Below are 17,597 nucleotides of genomic sequence, written 5' to 3' on the forward strand. Positions count from 1 at the left end.
ATCCACAGGCGGCGGGCCGCCGTCATGGCCAGCCAGTAGTGTGGTCGCTCGTCCGAGACGCCCCGCTGCCCGAGGGGCACAGGCGTCCACCGCATCCACCGAACCGGGGCCGTGTATCTCGATGTCCGTGCACAGCCGTACGGCAGCCCACTACGACGCCGCAGCGCCGTCGGACCCCCCGCGCGCCATGCCGTTCGCCCCCGCGCAGTCCGATCCCGAGCGCCCGCCGGAGTTCCCGCGGCACGTCGTGACCGCCGTCCTCGTCTCCCATGACGGCGCCCGCTGGCTGCCCGACGCCCTCGCCGGGCTCCTCGGCCAGGAACGCCCGGTGCAGTACGCCGTCGCGGCCGACACGGGCAGTGCGGACACCTCCGCTCAAGTGCTCGGCGAAGCCCTCGGTGACGACCGCGTGCTCCACCTCGCCCGCCGTACCGGCTTCGGCCAGGCCGTCGAAGAGGCCACCCGCACCGCCCCGTACCTCACCCCGGACGAACTGCCCTACCTCAAGCGCCCCAGCGGCTGGGACCCCGTCGGCCGCACCTGGCGCGACGACGCCTACGACCTGCCCGACCTGCCGCACGGAGAACCGGTGCGGTGGCTCTGGCTGCTGCACGACGACTGCGCCCCCGAACCCGACGCCCTCGCCCAGTTGTTGCGGGTCGTCGACAACGAGTACGAACTCGGCCGCGACGACGTGGCCGTCGTCGGCCCCAAGCTCCGCGGCTGGTACGACCGCCGCCAACTCCTCGAAGTCGGCGTCAGCATCGCCAACTCCGGCCGCCGCTGGACCGGCCTGGACCGCCGCGAACAGGACCAGGGACAGCACGACCACGTCCGGCCGGTCCTGTCGGTGTCCACCGCCGGAATGCTGATCCGGCGTGACATCTTCGAACAGCTCGGCGGATTCGACCGCAGGCTGCCCCTGATGCGCGACGACGTCGACCTGTGCTGGCGCGCCCACGCCGCAGGCCACCGCGTCCTCATCGCCCCCGACGCCGTCGTACGACACGCCGAGGCTGCCTCCCGCGAGCGCCGCACCGTCGACTGCGTGGGCCGCACGGCGGCCTCCCCGCACAAGGTCGACAAGGCCGGCGCCGTCTACACCCTGCTCGTCAACACCCGCACGGCGGCGCTGCCCTGGGTGCTCGCCCGCATCGTCCTGGGCACCGTGCTGCGCACCGTCGCCTACCTCGTCGGCAAGGTCCCGGGACAGGCCCTCGACGAGATCCGCGGCCTGGCCGGCACCCTGCTGCGCCCCGAGCGGATCATCGCCGGCCGGCGCGCGCGCGGCGCCTCCCACATCGACAAGGGCGAGCTGCGCGCCCTGTTCCCGCCGCCCGGCGCCACCGTCCGTGCCACCGTCGAACAGGTCGCGGGCAACCTCGTGGGCCGCTCCGACCCCGAGGCCTCGGCCGCGGGCCGGCACGGCGGCGCCGTCGAGTCGGGGCCCGGCGGAGAGGACGCCGACTACCTGGAGATCGAGCAGTTCGCCCGCCTCAAGCGCATCGCCCGCAAACCGGGCCCGGTGCTCTTCCTGGTACTCCTGCTCGTCTCTCTGATCGCCTGCCGGAGCCTGCTCGGCGGCGGCGCGCTCGCGGGCGGCGCCCTGCTGCCCGCCCCCGCCGACTCCGGCGACCTGTGGTCGCGCTACCTCGACGCCTGGCACCCCGTCGGCGCCGGCGGCACCCCGTCCGCGCCGCCCTACCTGGCGCTCGTGGCGATGCTGGCCTCCCTGCTGCTCGGCTCCACGGGCCTCGCCGTCACCGTGCTGCTCATCGGGTCGGTGCCGCTGGCCGGATTCACCGCGTACTTCGCCTCCCGCCCCCTCGTCCCCTCGCGCCTGCTGCGCGCCTGGGCGGCCGTCGTCTACGCCTTCCTGCCCGCGACCACCGGCGCCCTGGCCGGCGGCCGCATCGGCACCGCCGTGCTCGCCGTCCTGCTGCCGCTGATCGCCCGGGCGGGCATCGCGGCCGGCGGCCTCACCGCGCCCCCCGGCGCACGCGGCAGCTGGCGCGCCACCTGGGCCTACGCCCTGCTGCTGACCGTCACCACCGCCTTCACCCCCATCGTCTGGCCCATCGCGCTCGTCCTCGGCATCGCCGTGCTGGCCGTGCGCCGCCGCGACCTGGTGGCCCACCTGCCCCGCTTCCTGGCCCAGTTGCTCACCCCGCTGCTGCTGCTCGCCCCCTGGTCGCTGACGCTGCTGCCGTCCGGCTTCTTCCAGGAGGCCGGTCTCGAGTACGGCTCCTCGGCGGCCTCCGCCCTGGACCTGCTCGGCGCCACCCCGGGCGGCCCCGGCACGGTGCACGGGCTGATGCTCATCGGCATCGTGCTGGCCGCGCTCGCCGCCCTGCTGCGTGCGCAGCGCCAGTTCGCCGTCTGGGCAGCCTGGGCGGTCGCCCTGGTGGCGCTGGTCTTCGCCGTCCTGTCCAACGGCTCCGCCTGGGCCGGCCCCGCCACCCTCGTCTACGGCCTGGCCCTGCTGACCGCGGCCCTGCTCGGCGCGGACGGGGCACGCGCGCGCGTGGCCGAACAGAGCTTCGGCTGGCGTCAGCCGGTGGCCGCGCTGATCGCCTTCGCCTCGGCCGCCGGCCCGCTGCTCGTCGTCGCGGGCTGGATGATCCGCGGCGCCGACGGCCCGCTGGAGCGGCGCGACGCGGTCCAGGTGCCCGCCTTCGTCGCCGAGGAGAGCAGCACCCGTGACCAGGCGCGCACCCTGGTCCTCGCCAGCGACTCCCCGGCCCACGTCGGCTACATGCTCGTCCGCGGCTCCGGCGTCCGCATGGGCGACGCCGAACTGGCGGCCGACGGCGGCAACAGCAGACTCGACAAGGTCGTCGCCAACCTGGTCGCGGGCTCCGGCGCCGACCAGGCCGGCCAGCTCGGCGGCTTCGCCGTGCGCTACGTCCTCGTCCACAAGGGCGCGCCCCGCGAGATCAGCCGCGTGCTGGACGCCACCCCCGGCCTCTCCCGGCTCAGCCAGCAGGACGGCAGCGCCCTGTGGCGGGTGAACCAGGAGGTCTCCCGCGCCGCCATCCTGCCCGCTCCGGACGCCGCCGCAAAGGGCGGCGCCGCCGGCTCGGGCACCGCCGCCGCGCAGCCCGTCGCCGCCGGCCCGGTCGAGATCCACACCACCGTCCCGTCGGGCTCCGCGGGCCGCGTGCTGCGGCTGGCCGACTCCGCCGCCGCGGGCTGGACCGCCACCCTGGACGGCAAGCCGCTCACCCGCACCACCGTCGACGGCTGGGCCCAGGGCTTCCAGCTCCCCGCCTCCGGCGGCAAACTCGACGTCACCTTCGACGCCCCGCTCGCCCGCACCGCCTGGCTGTGGGTCCAGGGCGCCCTCGCCGTCGTCCTGGTGGTGCTCGCCCTGCCCGGCCGCCGCCGCGACGTCGACGACGACCTGCCCGAGGAGCAGCCCGTGCCCGCGCAGGCCGTGACCGGCGAGGGCCGCCGGGCCCGCAGGCTGCGCGCCCAGGCGGAGGCCGGGTCCGAGACCGACGAGCAGGACCGGCAGGCCCCGCCGCAGGAGCCGGGCGGCGTGCCGCCGGTCCCGCAGCCCGCCCCGGCCGCCGTACCGCACCAGCAGTCCTACGGCGAGTGGGACGCCACCGCCTACGCGGGCACCGGAGCGGAGACCGGCTACGGCGCCTACGGCGACCAGCAGTACCAGGCGGCCGCCCCGCCCCAGCAGTACCCGGCGGGCACGTACGACCAGGCGTACCAGGGCGGCCAGGCCGACCCTTACCAGAGCGGTCCCTACGACCCGTACGCGTACGGCGGCGGCCAGGTCCCGGCCGACTCCTACGGCCAGACCTACCACCAGGGGTACGAGGAGCAGCCGTACGACCCCGCGCAGCACCACCCGCACGGCAACGGCAGTGAGCGCCCCGACGGGAGCCAGCAGTGAACCGCACGACCCTGTCCCTGATCGCCGGTGTGGCCGCGCTCGCCGCCGTCACCGGATTCGCCGCGCTGGAGAGCCCGGACGCGGCGGGCGCCGGCACCGCGAAGGCCGCAGCGCGGCTGCCGGTCGAGCGCACCACTCTGGTCTGCCCGGCGCCGAGCAGCTCCGACATAGCCGACACCTCGTACACGTCCTTCACGCCGGTGACCGCGGGGACGGGCAGCGGCGGCAAGGCCGAACTCCGGTCCGCCACCGAGGAGTCCGACTCCGCCACCGGCGACAGCGCGGGCAAGGGGAAGGGCAAGGACGGCGGCAAGAAGGCCGACCGGCCCGCGCTGCAGCCCAAGGCGCCCGGTACGCCGGTCACCGGGGACACCTCGGGCGGGGACACGCCCGCGCTGATCGGTACCGCCGAGGGCAAGTTCGCGCCCGGCTGGACCATGCAGCAGACCACCGAGGTCGCGGCGGGCGCCGGACGCGGCCTGCTGGGTGTGGACTGCACGGCTCCGGACACCGAGTTCTGGTTCCCCGGCGCGAGCACCGCCTCCGGCCGCTCGGACTACGTCCACCTGACCAACCCGGACGACTCCGCCGCCGTCGTGGACATCGAGCTGTACGGCAAGGACGGCGCCGTGAAGTCGACCGCGGGGGAGGGCATCACCGTCGCCCCGCACTCCAGCGAACCCGTCCTGCTGTCCACGCTCGGCGACACACCGCAGGAGGACCTCACGGTGCACGTGAGCGTGCGCAGCGGCAGGGTCGGCGCGGCGGTGCAGGCACTCGACGACAAGGACGGCGGGGACTGGCTGGCGGCCGCCGCGGACCCGGCGGACACTCTGGTGCTGCCGGGCATCCCCAAGGACGCCACCTCCGTGCGGCTGATCGCCTTCACGGCCGCCGACGCCGACACCGACCTGAAGGTGAGACTGGCCTCGCCGACCGGGCTGATCACCCCCGCGGGGCACGAGACCGTGCACGTGAAGGGCGGCACGACGACCGCCGTCGACCTGGGTGACCTCACGCGCGGGGAGGCCGGCTCGCTGGTGCTCACCCAGGCCTCGTCACCCGTGCCGGTGGTCGCCGCGCTGCGGGTGACCAGGGGCAAGGGAAGCAAGCGGGAGACGGCGTTCATCCCGGCGGCCGCCCCGGTCGGGGCACGGGCGACGTCCGCCGACAACAGCGCGAAGGGCTCGACCCTGTCGCTGACCGCCCCCACCGCCACCGCGCAGGTCAAGGTCACCGCGTCGGCGGGTACCGAGGGCGGCACGCAGGCGTCGCGGACGTACACGGTCAAGGCGGGCACCACCCAGGACATCGCCCCGCCCCTCCCGTCCGGCCTGAAGGGCGGTTACGCCCTCACGGTGGAGTGCCTGTCCGGCGGCCCGGTCTACGGCGCCCGTATGCTCACCGCGTCGGTGGAGGACACCCCCGGCTTCACGATCCAGACCCTCCCGGACGACCGGGGGACGGTGTCGGTCCCGCACGCCGACGAGGACATCTCGGTGCTCCAGGAGAAGTGACCGCCGACCGCGGCGGGAGCGGCGCAGGGGCCGGGTCCCGCTCCGGGCCGGGCGGAGGCCCACCAGGAAGCCGCCCAGGCCGCCCAGGCCGCTCAGTCCTCCCCGTAACGGGGATCCACCGTCTCCGGTGTCAGGCCCAGCAGTTCGGCCACCTGCTCGACCACGATCTCGTGCACCAGCGCGGCCCGCTCGTCGCGGCCCTTGCTGCGGATCTCCACCGGCCGCCGGTAGACCACGACCCGCGCCCGCCGCCCCTCCTCCGCGGGCACCGTGTCGCCGAGCGGCACCGGCTCGTCGCTCCAGGTCTGCCCGGACCCGGCCGGCCGCGGCACCTCCAGCACGACGAAGTCGACGTCGGCCAGCTGCGGCCACCGCCGCTCCAGACGGTCCACGGAGTCCTGCACCAGGTCCGCGAACACCTCGGCGCGGCTCGCGGCGAGCGGCACCTGCGGCGGTGCGATCGGGCCGCGCATGCCCCGGCCGTGGCGATCACGTCGGCGGGGCCCGGGGCCTGCGGCACGGGGCGGTACACGGTTGTCCATCACTGGTGAAGGGTAGTCCCCGGCCCCCTCGCGCGCCTCGTTGCGGACGCCGTGCCCGCCGCCGTGCCGCCCCCGCGGGGACCGGTCACTTGATGCCGGTTCCGGCCAAGCTCGGACTCGATTCCGTATCTCTCCGAGACCGCCGATCTCAAGGCAATTGACGGTTTTTGTACCCAATCGTGACCGGAGTAAGGGGTGTTCCAGATCCCGGCGAACGCTGTCTGCGCAGGTCAGTAAGGTGTGCTCGAAGGGATGTGTGGGGTGATTCACAGCACGACACGGGGGAGTGACCTGGTGGAGAGTCGTCGCGGCCCGCTCAAGAGTGCGGTACCGTCCAACGTCGTGAGCCCTGTACGTCGCTGTTCGCGCACCGCTTGCGGCCGTCCCGCCGTAGCGACGCTGACGTACGTCTACGCCGACTCGACCGCCGTCCTCGGCCCGCTCGCCACCTATGCCGAGCCGCACTGCTACGACCTGTGCGCCGAGCACTCCGAGCGCCTCACCGCCCCACGCGGCTGGGAGGTCGTCCGGCTCCTCGACGGTTCGGCCCCCGCCCGGCCCAGCGGCGACGACCTGGAGGCGCTCGCCAACGCCGTGCGCGAGGCGGCCCGCCCGCAGGAGCGCGCGGCCGAGGCCGGCGGCGGTGGCGCCCGCGGGGCCGACCCGATGGAGGTCGCGCGCCGCGGCCATCTGCGTGTCCTGCGTTCACCGGACAACTGACAAAACCGTTCGCCACGGCCCGAGTCGGGTCCGGCACCCCCCGCCGTCCCCCTGTGTCCTCGCGCGCTCCGCGCCCCGGCGCCGTGTGCCGCCCCGGGCGGCGCGCGTCCCCCGTCCCGCTCGTGCGTCGGCCGCGCTGCCCGGGACGGGTAGTTTGTGGGGACCGATTGGGACTTCAGAAGGGTTGGCCGTGGCTGCTGATCTGTCGCAGATCGTCAAGGCGTACGACGTGCGCGGGGTGGTCCCGGACCAGTGGGACGAGTCGCTCGCCGAGCTGTTCGGCGCGGCGTTCGCCGAGGTGACCGGGGCGGACGCCCTCGTGACCGGGCACGACATGCGGCCCTCGTCACCCGGCCTGGCCCGCGCCTTCGCACGCGGAGCGGCACGGCGCGGCGTCGACGTCACCGAGATCGGCCTCTGCTCCACGGACCAGCTGTACTACGCCTCCGGCGCACTCCACCTGCCCGGCGCGATGTTCACGGCCTCGCACAACCCGGCCCGGTACAACGGGATCAAGATGTGCCGTGCGGGCGCCGCCCCCGTCGGCCAGGACACGGGACTGGCCGAGATCCGCGAACTGGCAGAGCGCTGGCGGGCGTCGGGCGCCCCCGAACCGGCCGCGCGCACGGGAACCGTCACGCCGCGCGACACGCTGGAGGACTACGCGGCGCACCTGCGCTCGCTCGTGGACGTGACCTCCATCCGCCCCCTGAAGGTCGTCGTCGACGCGGGCAACGGCATGGGCGGCCACACCGTGCCCACGGTCCTGACCGGCCTGCCCGTCGACCTCGTCCCGATGTACTTCGAACTGGACGGCACCTTCCCCAACCACGAGGCCAACCCGCTCGACCCGGCCAACCTCGTCGACCTGCGCGAGCGGGTCCGCGCGGAGGGCGCCGACCTCGGCCTCGCCTTCGACGGTGACGCCGACCGCTGCTTCGTGGTCGACGAACAGGGCGAGCCGGTCTCCCCGTCCGCGATCACCGCCCTGGTCGCCGCCCGCGAACTGGCCCGGCACGGCGGCCACGGCGTGATCATCCACAACCTCATCACCTCCTGGTCCGTCCCCGAGGTGGTGCGGGAGAACGGCGGCACGCCGGTGCGCACCCGCGTCGGCCACTCCTTCATCAAGGCCGAGATGGCGAGGACCGGCGCGATCTTCGGCGGCGAGCACTCCGCGCACTACTACTTCAAGGACTTCTGGAACGCCGACACGGGCATGCTGGCCGCCCTGCACGTCCTCGCGGCGCTCGGCGGCCAGGACGGCCCCCTGTCGGCCCTGGTCGCCCAGTACGACCGCTACACCGGCTCCGGCGAGATCAACTCCACGGTCGCCGACCAGGCCGCCCGCCTCACCGCGCTCAGGACCGCCTACGCCGGCCGCGACGACGTCACCCTCGACGAACTCGACGGCCTCACGGTCTCCGCCGCCGACTGGTGGTTCAACGTGCGCCCCTCCAACACCGAACCGCTGCTGCGGCTCAACGCGGAGGCGCGCGAGCCGGCGACGATGGCCAAGGTGCGCGACGAGGTCCTGGCGATCATCCGCGGCTGAGGACCCGTCCGGTCGCGCCGGAGCCGGCCCGGGGAGCGCTCCGCCGAGGGCTCGGACAGGCCCTGACCGGCCCGCCGCCGGGGCCCCGACCGGCGGTACGCTGACCAGGCACGTCCTACAACCACAGACGGTCCGGACAGCCCCATCGGTCCGTACCACCACACACGCACCCCGCGTCCCGAAGGGAACCCCCATGCCGCTCGAAGCCGGCCTCCTGGAGATCCTCGCCTGCCCGGCCTGCCACGCTCCCCTCGAGGAGCAGGACACCGAGCTGATCTGCACCGGTCAGGACTGCGGCCTGGCCTACCCGGTCCGCGACGGCATCCCCGTCCTGCTCGTCGACGAGGCCCGCCGCCCCGCCTGACGCACCCGGCCGGCCCGCCGCCCGGCGGCGCGGAGTCCGTCCGGGGCAGCACCCGGCACGCCGGGCAGGCCCGCGAAGCTCCGACACCCGAAGTCCGGGTACTTGATGCCCAGGTACCCGAACCCCGGGTACGCGAGCCCAGCCACCGAAGACCCGGCGACGGGAGGCCGAACGTCCCACCGTGCGGCGGCCCGCCCGCCGGCCACCGCCGGGCCCCGGCCCGCACCCCCAGCCACCACCGCCCCCGCAGACCCCACGCCCGCAGACCCCACGCCCGCAGTCCAGACGCCCGCCGTCCCGACCACCCGACGTTCCGACGCCCCGAGGCCCGGCGTTCGGCACCCGATCGGAGGCTGCCGCCCATGCTCGACGAATCGCTGCTCGACGCCCCGGAAGCCCTCGCCGCCGCCGACCACCGCGGACTGCTCCGCGGCGCGGCCGAGGCCGGCGCCCGCGTCCGCACCGCCGCCCGGCACGCCGCCGAGGCGGGCGTGGGCGGCCTGAAACCCGACGGCCGCCCCCGCGCCGTGCTGATCGCGGGTCCCGGCGCCGCCGCCACCCACGCCGCCGACCTCCTCGGCACGCTCGCCGGCGCGGGCAGCCCCGTCACCCGGCTGGCCCCGACCGGCGTCGCCTCCGCGTCCGGCGCCCTGCGCTGGGAACTGCCCGGCTGGGCCGGCTCCGTCGACCTGCTGCTCATCGCCACCCCCGACGGCACCGAACCGAGCCTCGCCCTGCTCGCCGAACAGGCCTACCGCCGCGGCTGCACCGTCGTCGCCGTGGCCCCGGCCGGCACCCCCCTCGCCGAGTCCGTCGCGGGCGCCCACGGCCTGTTCGTCCCCATGGCGACAGCCCCCTACGACCACGACGAGCCCCTCGCCGGATCCGCCCCCGGCGTGCTGTGGGCGCTGCTGACCCCGCTGCTCGCGCTCCTGGACCGCGTCGGCCTGCTCACCGCCCCGCCCGACGCCCTGGAGGCAGCCGCCGACCGGCTCGACCAGATCGCCGAGCGCTGCGGGCCCGCCATCGTCACGTACAGCAACCCGGCCAAGACCCTCGCCGCGGAACTCGCCGACTCCCTGCCGGTGATCTGGACCGAGGGAGCCGCCGCCGGCCCCGCGGGACGCCGGTTCGCCGCCGGACTCGCCGAGCTGTCCGGCATTCCCGCCGCCGTCGCCGAACTCCCCGAGGCACTCGCCGCGCACAACGCCCTGCTCGCCGGTCCGCTGGCCGCCAGCGCCGACCCCGACGACTTCTTCCGCGACCGCGTCGACGAGCCGCCCGCCCTGCACGCGCGCGTGGTGCTCCTGCGCGACCGCCCGCTCGGCGGCCTCACCGCCGCCCCCGCAGCCCGTGAACTGGCCCTCAGCCACGACACGCCGATCAGCGAGCTGGAACCGGAGCCCGGCGGCGAGATCGAGAGCCTCGCGGAACTCATCGCCGTCACGGACTTCGCCGCCGTCTACCTGGCGCTCGCCTCCAGGGCCTGACACCGGACGAGCCGGGCCGGGACGACGCAACCGAGCCCCCCGGCGCGGCCCGCCCGGCCTCCCACACGACCCGAACCGACCTGGACGCCCGGATCGCCGTACGACGGGGTGCGGTGCCCTGACCAGAACTGCAGAGAGAAGCGCATGGACCGCCTGGACAACACCATCCGCCCCTACGCCTGGGGTTCCACCACCGCCATCCCGCACCTCCTCGGCGTAGAACCGAGCGGCGAACCGCAGGCGGAGATGTGGATGGGCGCCCACCCGGGCGCGCCCTCGCGCACCGCACGCGGCACCCTCGCCGAGGTCATCGACACCGACCCGGAGCGCGAACTGGGCGCCGAGGCCGTCGCGAAGTTCGGCCCCCGCCTGCCCTTCCTGCTCAAGATCCTCGCCGCCGGGGCACCCCTGTCCCTCCAGGTCCACCCCGACCTGAGCCAGGCCAAGGAGGGCTACGCCGACGAGGAGCGCCGCGGCGTCCCCGTCGACGCCCCGCACCGCAACTACAAGGACGCCAACCACAAGCCGGAACTGATCTGCGCGCTCACCGAGTTCGACGGCCTGTGCGGCTTCCGCGCCCCCGACGAGGCCGCGGACCTGCTCGCCGCCCTCGGCGTGGACTCCCTCGAGCCCTACGTCGACCTGCTGCGCGCCCGCCCCGAGGAAGCGGCCCTGCGCGAGGTGCTCACCGCGCTCCTCACCGCCGGCCCCGAGGAGATGGCCCACACGGTCGGCGAGGCCGCGGCCGCCTGCGCCCGCCTCGGCGGCGACCACGCCCCGTACGCGGGCATCGCCCACCACTACCCCGGCGACCCGGGCGTCCTGGCCGCGATGCTCCTCAACCACGTCCGCCTCCAGCCCGGCGAGGCCCTCTTCCTCGGCGCCGGCATCCCGCACGCCTACCTCAGCGGGCTGGGCGTGGAGATCATGGCCAACTCCGACAACGTCCTGCGCTGCGGCCTGACCCCCAAGCACGTCGACGTCCCCGAACTCCTGCGCGTCGTCCGCTTCGAGGCGCGTGACGCCGGTGTGCTGCGCCCCGAGGCCGCGCCGGACGGCGAAGAGGTCTACGAGACCCCCATCGACGAGTTCCGGCTCTCCCGGTACGTCCTGCCCGAGGGCGCCCCGGCCCACGACCTCACCCTGCGCACCCCGCAGATCCTGCTCTGCACCGCAGGATCCGTCCGGGCCGGCGAGCAGGAACTCACCCCCGGGCAGTCCGTGTTCGTCCCGGCCGGCGAGAAGACCGAGGTCCTCGGGGCGGGCACCGTCTTCCGGGCCACCGTCGTCGTGTGACCCGCGCCACCTGACCGCCCGCCCCCCTGCCGGACGGGGCTGCAACAATGGCCCACCGGCAAAGGGCGGGCAAAGGCCCGGGCCCGGGGCGGACGCGTACGGCACAACGGACGCGTGCGCGGGTACGCACTGCCCCGTGCGGCACCCCCGCGCTCGCGCACACGCTCTGTGCGCGAACGCGTACGAAGGCGATACGAAGGCGAAGGGACACCCCGGACAACATGAGCGCGTCAGGCGGCACCAGGGCGATCGTGGCGGCACTCGGCGCCAACCTCGCGATCGCGGTATCGAAGTTCGTGGCCTTCGCCTTCAGCGGCTCCTCGTCGATGCTCGCCGAGGGCGTGCACTCGGTCGCCGACTCGGGCAACCAGTTCCTGCTGCTGATCGGCGGCAAGAAGGCCCAGCGCGAGGCGACCGAACAGCACCCCTTCGGCTACGGCCGCGAGCGCTACATCTACGCCTTCCTCGTCTCCATCGTGCTGTTCTCCATCGGCGGCATGTTCGCCATCTACGAGGGCTACGAGAAGATCAGCCACCCGCACGAGCTGGAGAACTGGTACTGGCCGGTGGCCGTCCTCGCCTTCGCGATCTGCGCCGAGGGCTTCTCCTTCCGCACCGCCGTCAAGGAGTCCAGCGAACTGCGCGGCACGCTCTCCTGGGCGCAGTTCATCCGCCGCGCCAAGGCACCCGAGCTGCCCGTCGTCCTCCTGGAGGACTTCGGCGCCCTGATCGGTCTCGTCCTCGCCCTCGGCGGTGTCGGACTCTCCCTGCTCACCGGCAACGGCGTCTGGGACGGCATCGGCACCGTCTGCATCGGTGTGCTGCTCGTCCTGATCGCCCTCGTGCTGGCCGCCGAGACCAAGTCCCTGCTGCTGGGTGAGTCCGCCGGCGCCGACGTCGTCGAGGCGATCAAGTCCGCCACCGTCGACGGCGCCACCGTCACCGGGATCATCCACATGCGCACCCTCCACCTCGGCCCCGAGGAACTGCTCGTCGCCGCCAAGATCGCCGTGCGGCACGACGACACCGCCACGGAGGTCGCCGCCGCCATCGACGCCGCCGAGGCCCGCATCCGCACCGCCGTCCCCATCGCCCGCGTCATCTACCTCGAACCCGACATCTACAGCGAGGCCGAGGCCGCCAAGGGCCCGGACCCGGAGGCCACCCCGGGCGGCCCGAACCCCCACACCGGCGGCGGACACTGACCCCACGAACGGCCCGGTCCGTGCGGAGGCGGACTGGGGCCGCCCGCATCCGCGGTGTAGCTTGGGACGGAGCCAGACGTCGCTGCTGATGGCGGTCGGGCGGCCCGAGGACGGGCCGGCCGAGGGAGAGAGGGCCTCCGACGGACTGCGCTGCGCGCACGCGGGCATGCCTGTGTCCTCCTCGGGCACTCCTGTGTCCGCCGCCGCGCAGGTCAGCCGTACCCACCTCGACCCGATCCCGAGGAGCAGCCCGTAATGACGACTGTCGACAGCCGACAGGACTTCAAGGTCGCCGACCTGTCCCTGGCCGAGTTCGGCCGCAAGGAGATCACCCTCGCCGAGCACGAGATGCCCGGCCTGATGGCGATCCGCAAGGAGTACGCCGAGACGCAGCCCCTGAAGGGCGCCCGTATCACCGGCTCCCTGCACATGACCGTGCAGACGGCCGTGCTGATCGAGACCCTGGTGGCGCTGGGCGCCCGCGTCCGCTGGGCGTCGTGCAACATCTTCTCCACCCAGGACCACGCCGCCGCCGCCATCGCGGTCGGCCCGCACGGCACCCCGGAGAACCCCCAGGGCGTTCCGGTCTTCGCCTGGAAGGGCGAGAGCCTGGAGGAGTACTGGTGGTGCACGGAGCAGGCGCTGACCTGGCCCGACGCCGCCACCGGCGGCCCGAACATGATCCTGGACGACGGCGGTGACGCCACCCTCCTGGTCCACAAGGGCGTCGAGTACGAGAAGGACGGCAAGGTCCCCTCGGTCGACACCGCCGAGTCCGACGAGCACCGCGTCATCCTCCAGCTGCTGACCCGCACCCTGGGCGAGAACCCCCAGAAGTGGACCCAGCTGTCCTCCGAGATCCGCGGCGTGACGGAGGAGACCACCACCGGTGTGCACCGGCTGTACGAGATGCAGCGCGAGGGCACCCTCCTCTTCCCGGCGATCAACGTCAACGACGCCGTGACGAAATCGAAGTTCGACAACAAGTACGGCTGCCGGCACTCCCTCGTCGACGGCATCAACCGCGCCACCGACGTCCTGATCGGCGGCAAGACCGCCGTCGTCTGCGGCTACGGCGACGTGGGCAAGGGCTGCGCGGAGTCGCTGCGCGGCCAGGGCGCCCGCGTGATCATCACCGAGATCGACCCGATCTGCGCCCTGCAGGCGGCGATGGACGGCTACCAGGTGACCACCCTGGACGAGGTCGTCGAGACCGCCGACATCTTCGTCACCACCACCGGCAACAAGGACATCATCCTCGCCTCCGACATGGCGAAGATGAAGCACCAGGCGATCGTCGGCAACATCGGCCACTTCGACAACGAGATCGACATGGCCGGTCTGGCGAAGATCCCGGGCATCGTCAAGGACGAGGTCAAGCCGCAGGTCCACACCTGGACCTTCCCGGACGGCAAGGTCATCATCGTGCTGTCCGAGGGCCGCCTGCTCAACCTGGGCAACGCCACCGGTCACCCGTCGTTCGTGATGTCCAACTCCTTCGCCGACCAGACCCTGGCCCAGATCGAGCTGTTCACCAAGCCCGACGAGTACCCGACCGGCGTCTACGTGCTGCCCAAGCACCTCGACGAGAAGGTCGCCCGCCTCCACCTGGACGCGCTCGGCGTCAAGCTGACCCGGCTGCGCCCGGAGCAGGCGGCGTACATCGGTGTCGAGGTCGACGGCCCGTACAAGGCGGACCACTACCGCTACTGACCGACCCCCACGGACCGGACCCCAGGACCGATCCGCGAGCCGCACCCGGCTCGCCCGGTCCACCGGTTCCCCGGCCCTCCGAGGCAGGCCCCCGCACCCCCGTGCCGGGGGCCTGCCCCGTTGACCGCCCGCCGACCGGCCCGGCCCGGCCCGTCAAGCCCCAGGACCCCCATGCCCCGCGGCCGCTATTCGCTCCACGATCCGCACGATCACACCCCCCTCGCGGAAGAACACTTCCAGTGCGCCCCGGGCCCTTCGGGCTGGCGCTACGTCTCCCAGGTCACCACCCCCTCGGGCGATCACCGCGGCTCGGTCGACCTCGCACTCGACGAACTAGGCCGCCCGATCCGCCTCGAACTCCACGCGGGCGGCTGGCAGGTGCGCGGCGCCGCCCTCGACGGCGTCACCTGGGTGCGCACCGACCCCACCGGAACCGACGCCACCGAAGGCAATGTGCGCGCCCACGCCTTCACCGGGACGTCCCCCGCGTTCCTCGTCGCCACCGCTCGTCTCCTGCGTCTCACCCCCTCGGCCTCCGCCACCCGCGTACGCCTCGTCGCCTTCACGGATCCGGTCCTCGCCCCCCGCACCGTGGACCAGTCCTGGGCCCTGGTGGACAGAGAAGCACACGCCACTGACAACGGCCCTCTGACCGTGGACGAATACCAGGTCACGGCCCTGGACACGGGAGAACGGCACACCGTGCACCTGGCCGGCGACGTGGTCCTGGCCGCTCCCGGCATCGAGCTGGAGGACCTCCAGACACCCCCGTCCGTCTTCGCCCCCTGACCGGTCACGCGGGAGGCACGAACCCCGTGGCGGGCGGCTCACCCGCGCCCGCGTCCCGACGCGGGCCGGCCCCCGACGGCGGTGCGACCGGTGCCTGTGGCGCGACCGGTGCCTGCGGCTGCGGCGCCGAAGGCAAAACTGCCGGAGGGAAGCCGGCCGGGGAGGAGTCGCCCACGGGGAAGCCGTCCGCCGGGAAGCCGTCCGCCGGGAAGCCGTCCCACGCGGGGGCGGCCGGCGGAAGGCCCGCGGACGAGTCACCGGGAGGCGCGGCGAAGGCCCGCCGGGCCTCCCGGACCTGCCGCTCCTGCAACACCGCCGCCAGATACATCGCAGGCGGAACCCCGTCGGGCGCGGGAGTCCCCGTGCGGGCGGAGAGGTCTCCGGCGAGGCGCTGCCCCATGCCCCAGGCGATCTCCGGATCCATCTGCTGCATCCGCGTCAGGAACTGGCGCACCGCCAGCCACAGCCCGTCCGGCACCGCCGACAGGTCCAGCGCCGAGAACCGTCCGGCCAGCCACGGCGGCGGAGGCGGTACGAAGGCGGCCTGACCGGCCGGAATCCGCTCCCGTACGACGAGCGTCCCCGCGAACACGTCGCCCAGCCGCCGCCCCCGCGCCGACACCAGCGAAGCGATGCAGGCGACGACACCGAACGTCATCAGGATCTCCACCACGCCGATCGCGCCCCGCACCAGCGCATGCCGGAACCGGATCGGCCCGCCGTCGTCCCGGACGACGCGCAGACCACACGCGAGCTTTCCGAGGGAGCGCCCGTGACTGAGCGTCTCGACCGCGATCGGCCCGCCCACCAGCACGAGCACGAAGGCGGCGATCGACACCGCGACCCCGGCCGCCTCGTCCAGTGAGGCCGTGGCGGCCAGCAGTCCCACGCTCACCACGACATAGGCGGTCAGGGTCACGACGAGGTCGAGCAGCACGGCAAGCGCCCTGCTGGGCAGCCTCGCCGGACGCAGCTCCAGCGCCACCGCCTCACCCGTCACCAGCTCACTCACGCCCCGCCACCCTTCCCTGGCCTGCCCCCGGAGACCGCCAGTCTGCCAAGCTGAGGGCCGCCCCGTCGCAGTAGGACAAGCTGACACGTCCGACGGACAGCCGCCCGACCAGCCGAGGAGCAGGCAGACACGATGGACCTGGACGTCTTCGTCTCCGCCCACCGAGCCGAGTGGGACCGCCTGGAAGTCCTGCTGGGCCGCCGACGCCGCCTCACCGGTGCGGAGGCCGACGAACTGATCGTCCTCTACCAGCGTGCGGCCACCCACCTCTCGCTGATCCGGTCCAGCGCCCCCGACCCGCTGCTCACCGGCCGCCTCAGCCAGCTCGTCGCCCGCGCGCGCGGGACCGTGACCGGCACCCGCCGGGCCTCGTGGCGCGACGTCACCCGCTTCCTGCTGGAGAGCTTCCCGGCGGCGGTCTACCGAGCGCGTCACTGGTGGGTGCCCACGGCACTGCTCTCCACCGTCGTCGCCGCACTCCTCGGCTGGTGGATCGGCACCCACCCGGCGGTCCAGGCGACCATCGCGGCTCCCAGTGAGCTACGGCAGCTCACCCGCCCCGGTGGCGAGTACGAGACCTACTACTCGGATCACCCCGCGACCGCCTTCGCCGCCCAGGTGTGGACGAACAACGCCCAGGCCGCCGCCATGTGCCTGGTCCTGGGCGTCTTCCTGGGGCTGCCCGTCCTCTGGATCCTCTTCGAGAACATGCTCAACCTGGGTGTCGGCATCGGGCTGATGTCCTCGGCTGGCCGGCTCGACACGTTCCTCGGCCTGGTCCTGCCGCACGGCCTGCTCGAACTGACGGCGGTCTTCGTGGCCGCCGGTACGGGACTGCGCCTCGGCTGGACCCTCATCGACCCCGGCCCGCGCACGCGCCGCGCCGCCCTGGCGGAAGAGGGGCGGGCAGCCGTGGGCATGGCCATCGGGCTGGCCCTCGTCCTGTTCGTCTCCGGCGCCATCGAAGGCTTCGTCACCCCTTCCGGCCTTCCCACCTGGGCCCGTATCGCCATCGGAATCGCCGCCGAACTGGCCTTTCTCACGTACGTCTACGTCCTGGGCGGCCGTGCGGTGCGCGCCGGCGGCACGGGCGACGTGGCGCCGGCCGAGCGAAGCGCCAGCGTGCCGACGGCCGCCTGATGTGCGTTTCGGCCCGCTGAGCTGCTAGTCTCCTCTTCGCCCCACCGGAGCCGTTGACACGGAGCGGGTGGGGAGGTAGATTCGAACAGTTGCCTGGAGCTGGATGTCACGTCCAGATGGGTGACGGTGAACATCTATCGCTTCCGGAGTCGATATCGATTCCGAAGAAGCCCCCGATGAATCGGAAAGCGAAGTCCGGTCAGACCGGCTGAGAACTTCTGATAAAGTCGGAACCGCCGGAAAGGGAAGCGCGAAGCGAAAGCGGAGCGGGAACCTGGAAAGCACCGAGGAAATCGGATCGGAAAGATCTGATAGAGTCGGAAACGCAAGACCGAAGGGAAGCG

At 73.7% G+C, this 17,597-nt stretch carries 13 protein-coding genes; 11 read left to right on the forward strand and 2 right to left on the reverse strand.

What is annotated here, in order from left to right; genetic code table 11:
- The first annotated feature begins 121 nt into the window (after positions 1-121).
- Both ABZ719_RS28825 and ABZ719_RS28830 read left to right on the forward strand, forming a co-directional pair.
- A complete protein-coding gene (locus tag ABZ719_RS28825; RefSeq protein ID WP_366728098.1) occupies positions 122-3,910 on the forward strand; it encodes a glycosyltransferase in 3,789 nt (1,262 codons plus the stop codon).
- The gene (locus ABZ719_RS28830; protein ID WP_366728099.1) at positions 3,907-5,427 is read left to right on the forward strand and encodes a DUF5719 family protein; all 1,521 of its coding nucleotides are present in this window, start codon (positions 3,907-3,909) and stop codon (positions 5,425-5,427) included. Before ABZ719_RS28825 ends, ABZ719_RS28830 begins: the two co-directional genes overlap by 4 nt.
- 92 nt (positions 5,428-5,519) lie before the next feature.
- Here ABZ719_RS28830 and ABZ719_RS28835 read toward each other — a convergent pair whose 3' ends face one another.
- Positions 5,520-5,969: a metallopeptidase family protein gene (locus ABZ719_RS28835; protein ID WP_366728111.1), complete on the reverse strand. Its 450-nt coding sequence runs from the start codon at positions 5,967-5,969 to the stop codon at positions 5,520-5,522.
- A 294-nt stretch (positions 5,970-6,263) separates the two neighbouring features.
- Here ABZ719_RS28835 and ABZ719_RS28840 point away from each other — a divergent pair, with 294 nt between their 5' ends.
- The 8 genes from ABZ719_RS28840 (at position 6,264) to ABZ719_RS28875 (ending at position 15,101) form a co-directional block, all read left to right on the forward strand.
- Complete coding sequence (locus ABZ719_RS28840) at positions 6,264-6,689, forward strand: DUF3499 domain-containing protein (RefSeq protein WP_360976929.1); 426 nt, start codon at positions 6,264-6,266, stop codon at positions 6,687-6,689.
- Between the two features lie 190 nt (positions 6,690-6,879).
- Positions 6,880-8,244: a phosphomannomutase/phosphoglucomutase gene (locus ABZ719_RS28845; protein ID WP_366728100.1), complete on the forward strand. Its 1,365-nt coding sequence runs from the start codon at positions 6,880-6,882 to the stop codon at positions 8,242-8,244.
- Between the two features lie 193 nt (positions 8,245-8,437).
- Positions 8,438-8,608: a Trm112 family protein gene (locus ABZ719_RS28850; RefSeq protein WP_078936097.1), complete on the forward strand. Its 171-nt coding sequence runs from the start codon at positions 8,438-8,440 to the stop codon at positions 8,606-8,608.
- A 362-nt stretch (positions 8,609-8,970) separates the two neighbouring features.
- A complete protein-coding gene (locus tag ABZ719_RS28855) occupies positions 8,971-10,098 on the forward strand; it encodes an SIS domain-containing protein (RefSeq protein WP_366728101.1) in 1,128 nt (375 codons plus the stop codon).
- A gap of 144 nt (positions 10,099-10,242) precedes the next feature.
- A complete protein-coding gene (gene manA / locus ABZ719_RS28860) occupies positions 10,243-11,394 on the forward strand; it encodes a mannose-6-phosphate isomerase, class I (protein WP_366728102.1) in 1,152 nt (383 codons plus the stop codon).
- 221 nt (positions 11,395-11,615) lie between these two features.
- Entirely contained in the window at positions 11,616-12,599 is a 984-nt protein-coding gene (locus ABZ719_RS28865) for a cation diffusion facilitator family transporter (protein WP_366728103.1), read from the forward strand.
- Positions 12,600-12,854: 255 nt separating this feature from the next.
- Positions 12,855-14,312, forward strand: a complete 1,458-nt coding sequence (gene ahcY / locus ABZ719_RS28870; RefSeq protein ID WP_366728104.1) for an adenosylhomocysteinase — start codon at positions 12,855-12,857, stop codon at positions 14,310-14,312.
- 171 nt (positions 14,313-14,483) lie between these two features.
- Positions 14,484-15,101 (forward strand): hypothetical protein, encoded by a 618-nt coding sequence (locus ABZ719_RS28875; protein WP_366728105.1) that lies wholly within the window; start codon positions 14,484-14,486, stop codon positions 15,099-15,101.
- Positions 15,102-15,105: 4 nt separating this feature from the next.
- Here the strand turns inward: ABZ719_RS28875 and ABZ719_RS28880 are convergent, their stop codons facing one another.
- Positions 15,106-16,113 carry an RDD family protein gene (locus ABZ719_RS28880; RefSeq protein WP_366728106.1) on the reverse strand — a complete coding sequence of 336 codons (1,008 nt, stop codon included), beginning with the start codon at positions 16,111-16,113 and terminating at the stop codon, positions 15,106-15,108.
- Between the two features lie 132 nt (positions 16,114-16,245).
- Here ABZ719_RS28880 and ABZ719_RS28885 point away from each other — a divergent pair, with 132 nt between their 5' ends.
- A complete protein-coding gene (locus ABZ719_RS28885) occupies positions 16,246-17,253 on the forward strand; it encodes a stage II sporulation protein M (protein ID WP_366728107.1) in 1,008 nt (335 codons plus the stop codon).
- The last annotated feature ends 344 nt before the right edge of the window (positions 17,254-17,597 follow it).

The organism is Streptomyces sp. NPDC006743 (genome assembly GCF_040703815.1).
Taxonomy (GTDB): Bacteria; Actinomycetota; Actinomycetes; order Streptomycetales; family Streptomycetaceae; genus Streptomyces.

Coding starts and splice junctions, on each gene's coding strand:
- ABZ719_RS28835 (WP_366728111.1), bottom strand. CDS start 5,969: ATGGACAACCGTGTACCGCCCCGTGCCGCAGGCCCCGGGCCCCGCCGA.
- ABZ719_RS28875 (WP_366728105.1), top strand. CDS start 14,484: ATGCCCCGCGGCCGCTATTCGCTCCACGATCCGCACGATCACACCCCC.
- ABZ719_RS28855 (WP_366728101.1), top strand. CDS start 8,971: ATGCTCGACGAATCGCTGCTCGACGCCCCGGAAGCCCTCGCCGCCGCC.
- ABZ719_RS28865 (WP_366728103.1), top strand. CDS start 11,616: ATGAGCGCGTCAGGCGGCACCAGGGCGATCGTGGCGGCACTCGGCGCC.
- ABZ719_RS28825 (WP_366728098.1), top strand. CDS start 122: ATGTCCGTGCACAGCCGTACGGCAGCCCACTACGACGCCGCAGCGCCG.
- ahcY (WP_366728104.1), top strand. CDS start 12,855: ATGACGACTGTCGACAGCCGACAGGACTTCAAGGTCGCCGACCTGTCC.
- ABZ719_RS28850 (WP_078936097.1), top strand. CDS start 8,438: ATGCCGCTCGAAGCCGGCCTCCTGGAGATCCTCGCCTGCCCGGCCTGC.
- ABZ719_RS28885 (WP_366728107.1), top strand. CDS start 16,246: ATGGACCTGGACGTCTTCGTCTCCGCCCACCGAGCCGAGTGGGACCGC.
- manA (WP_366728102.1), top strand. CDS start 10,243: ATGGACCGCCTGGACAACACCATCCGCCCCTACGCCTGGGGTTCCACC.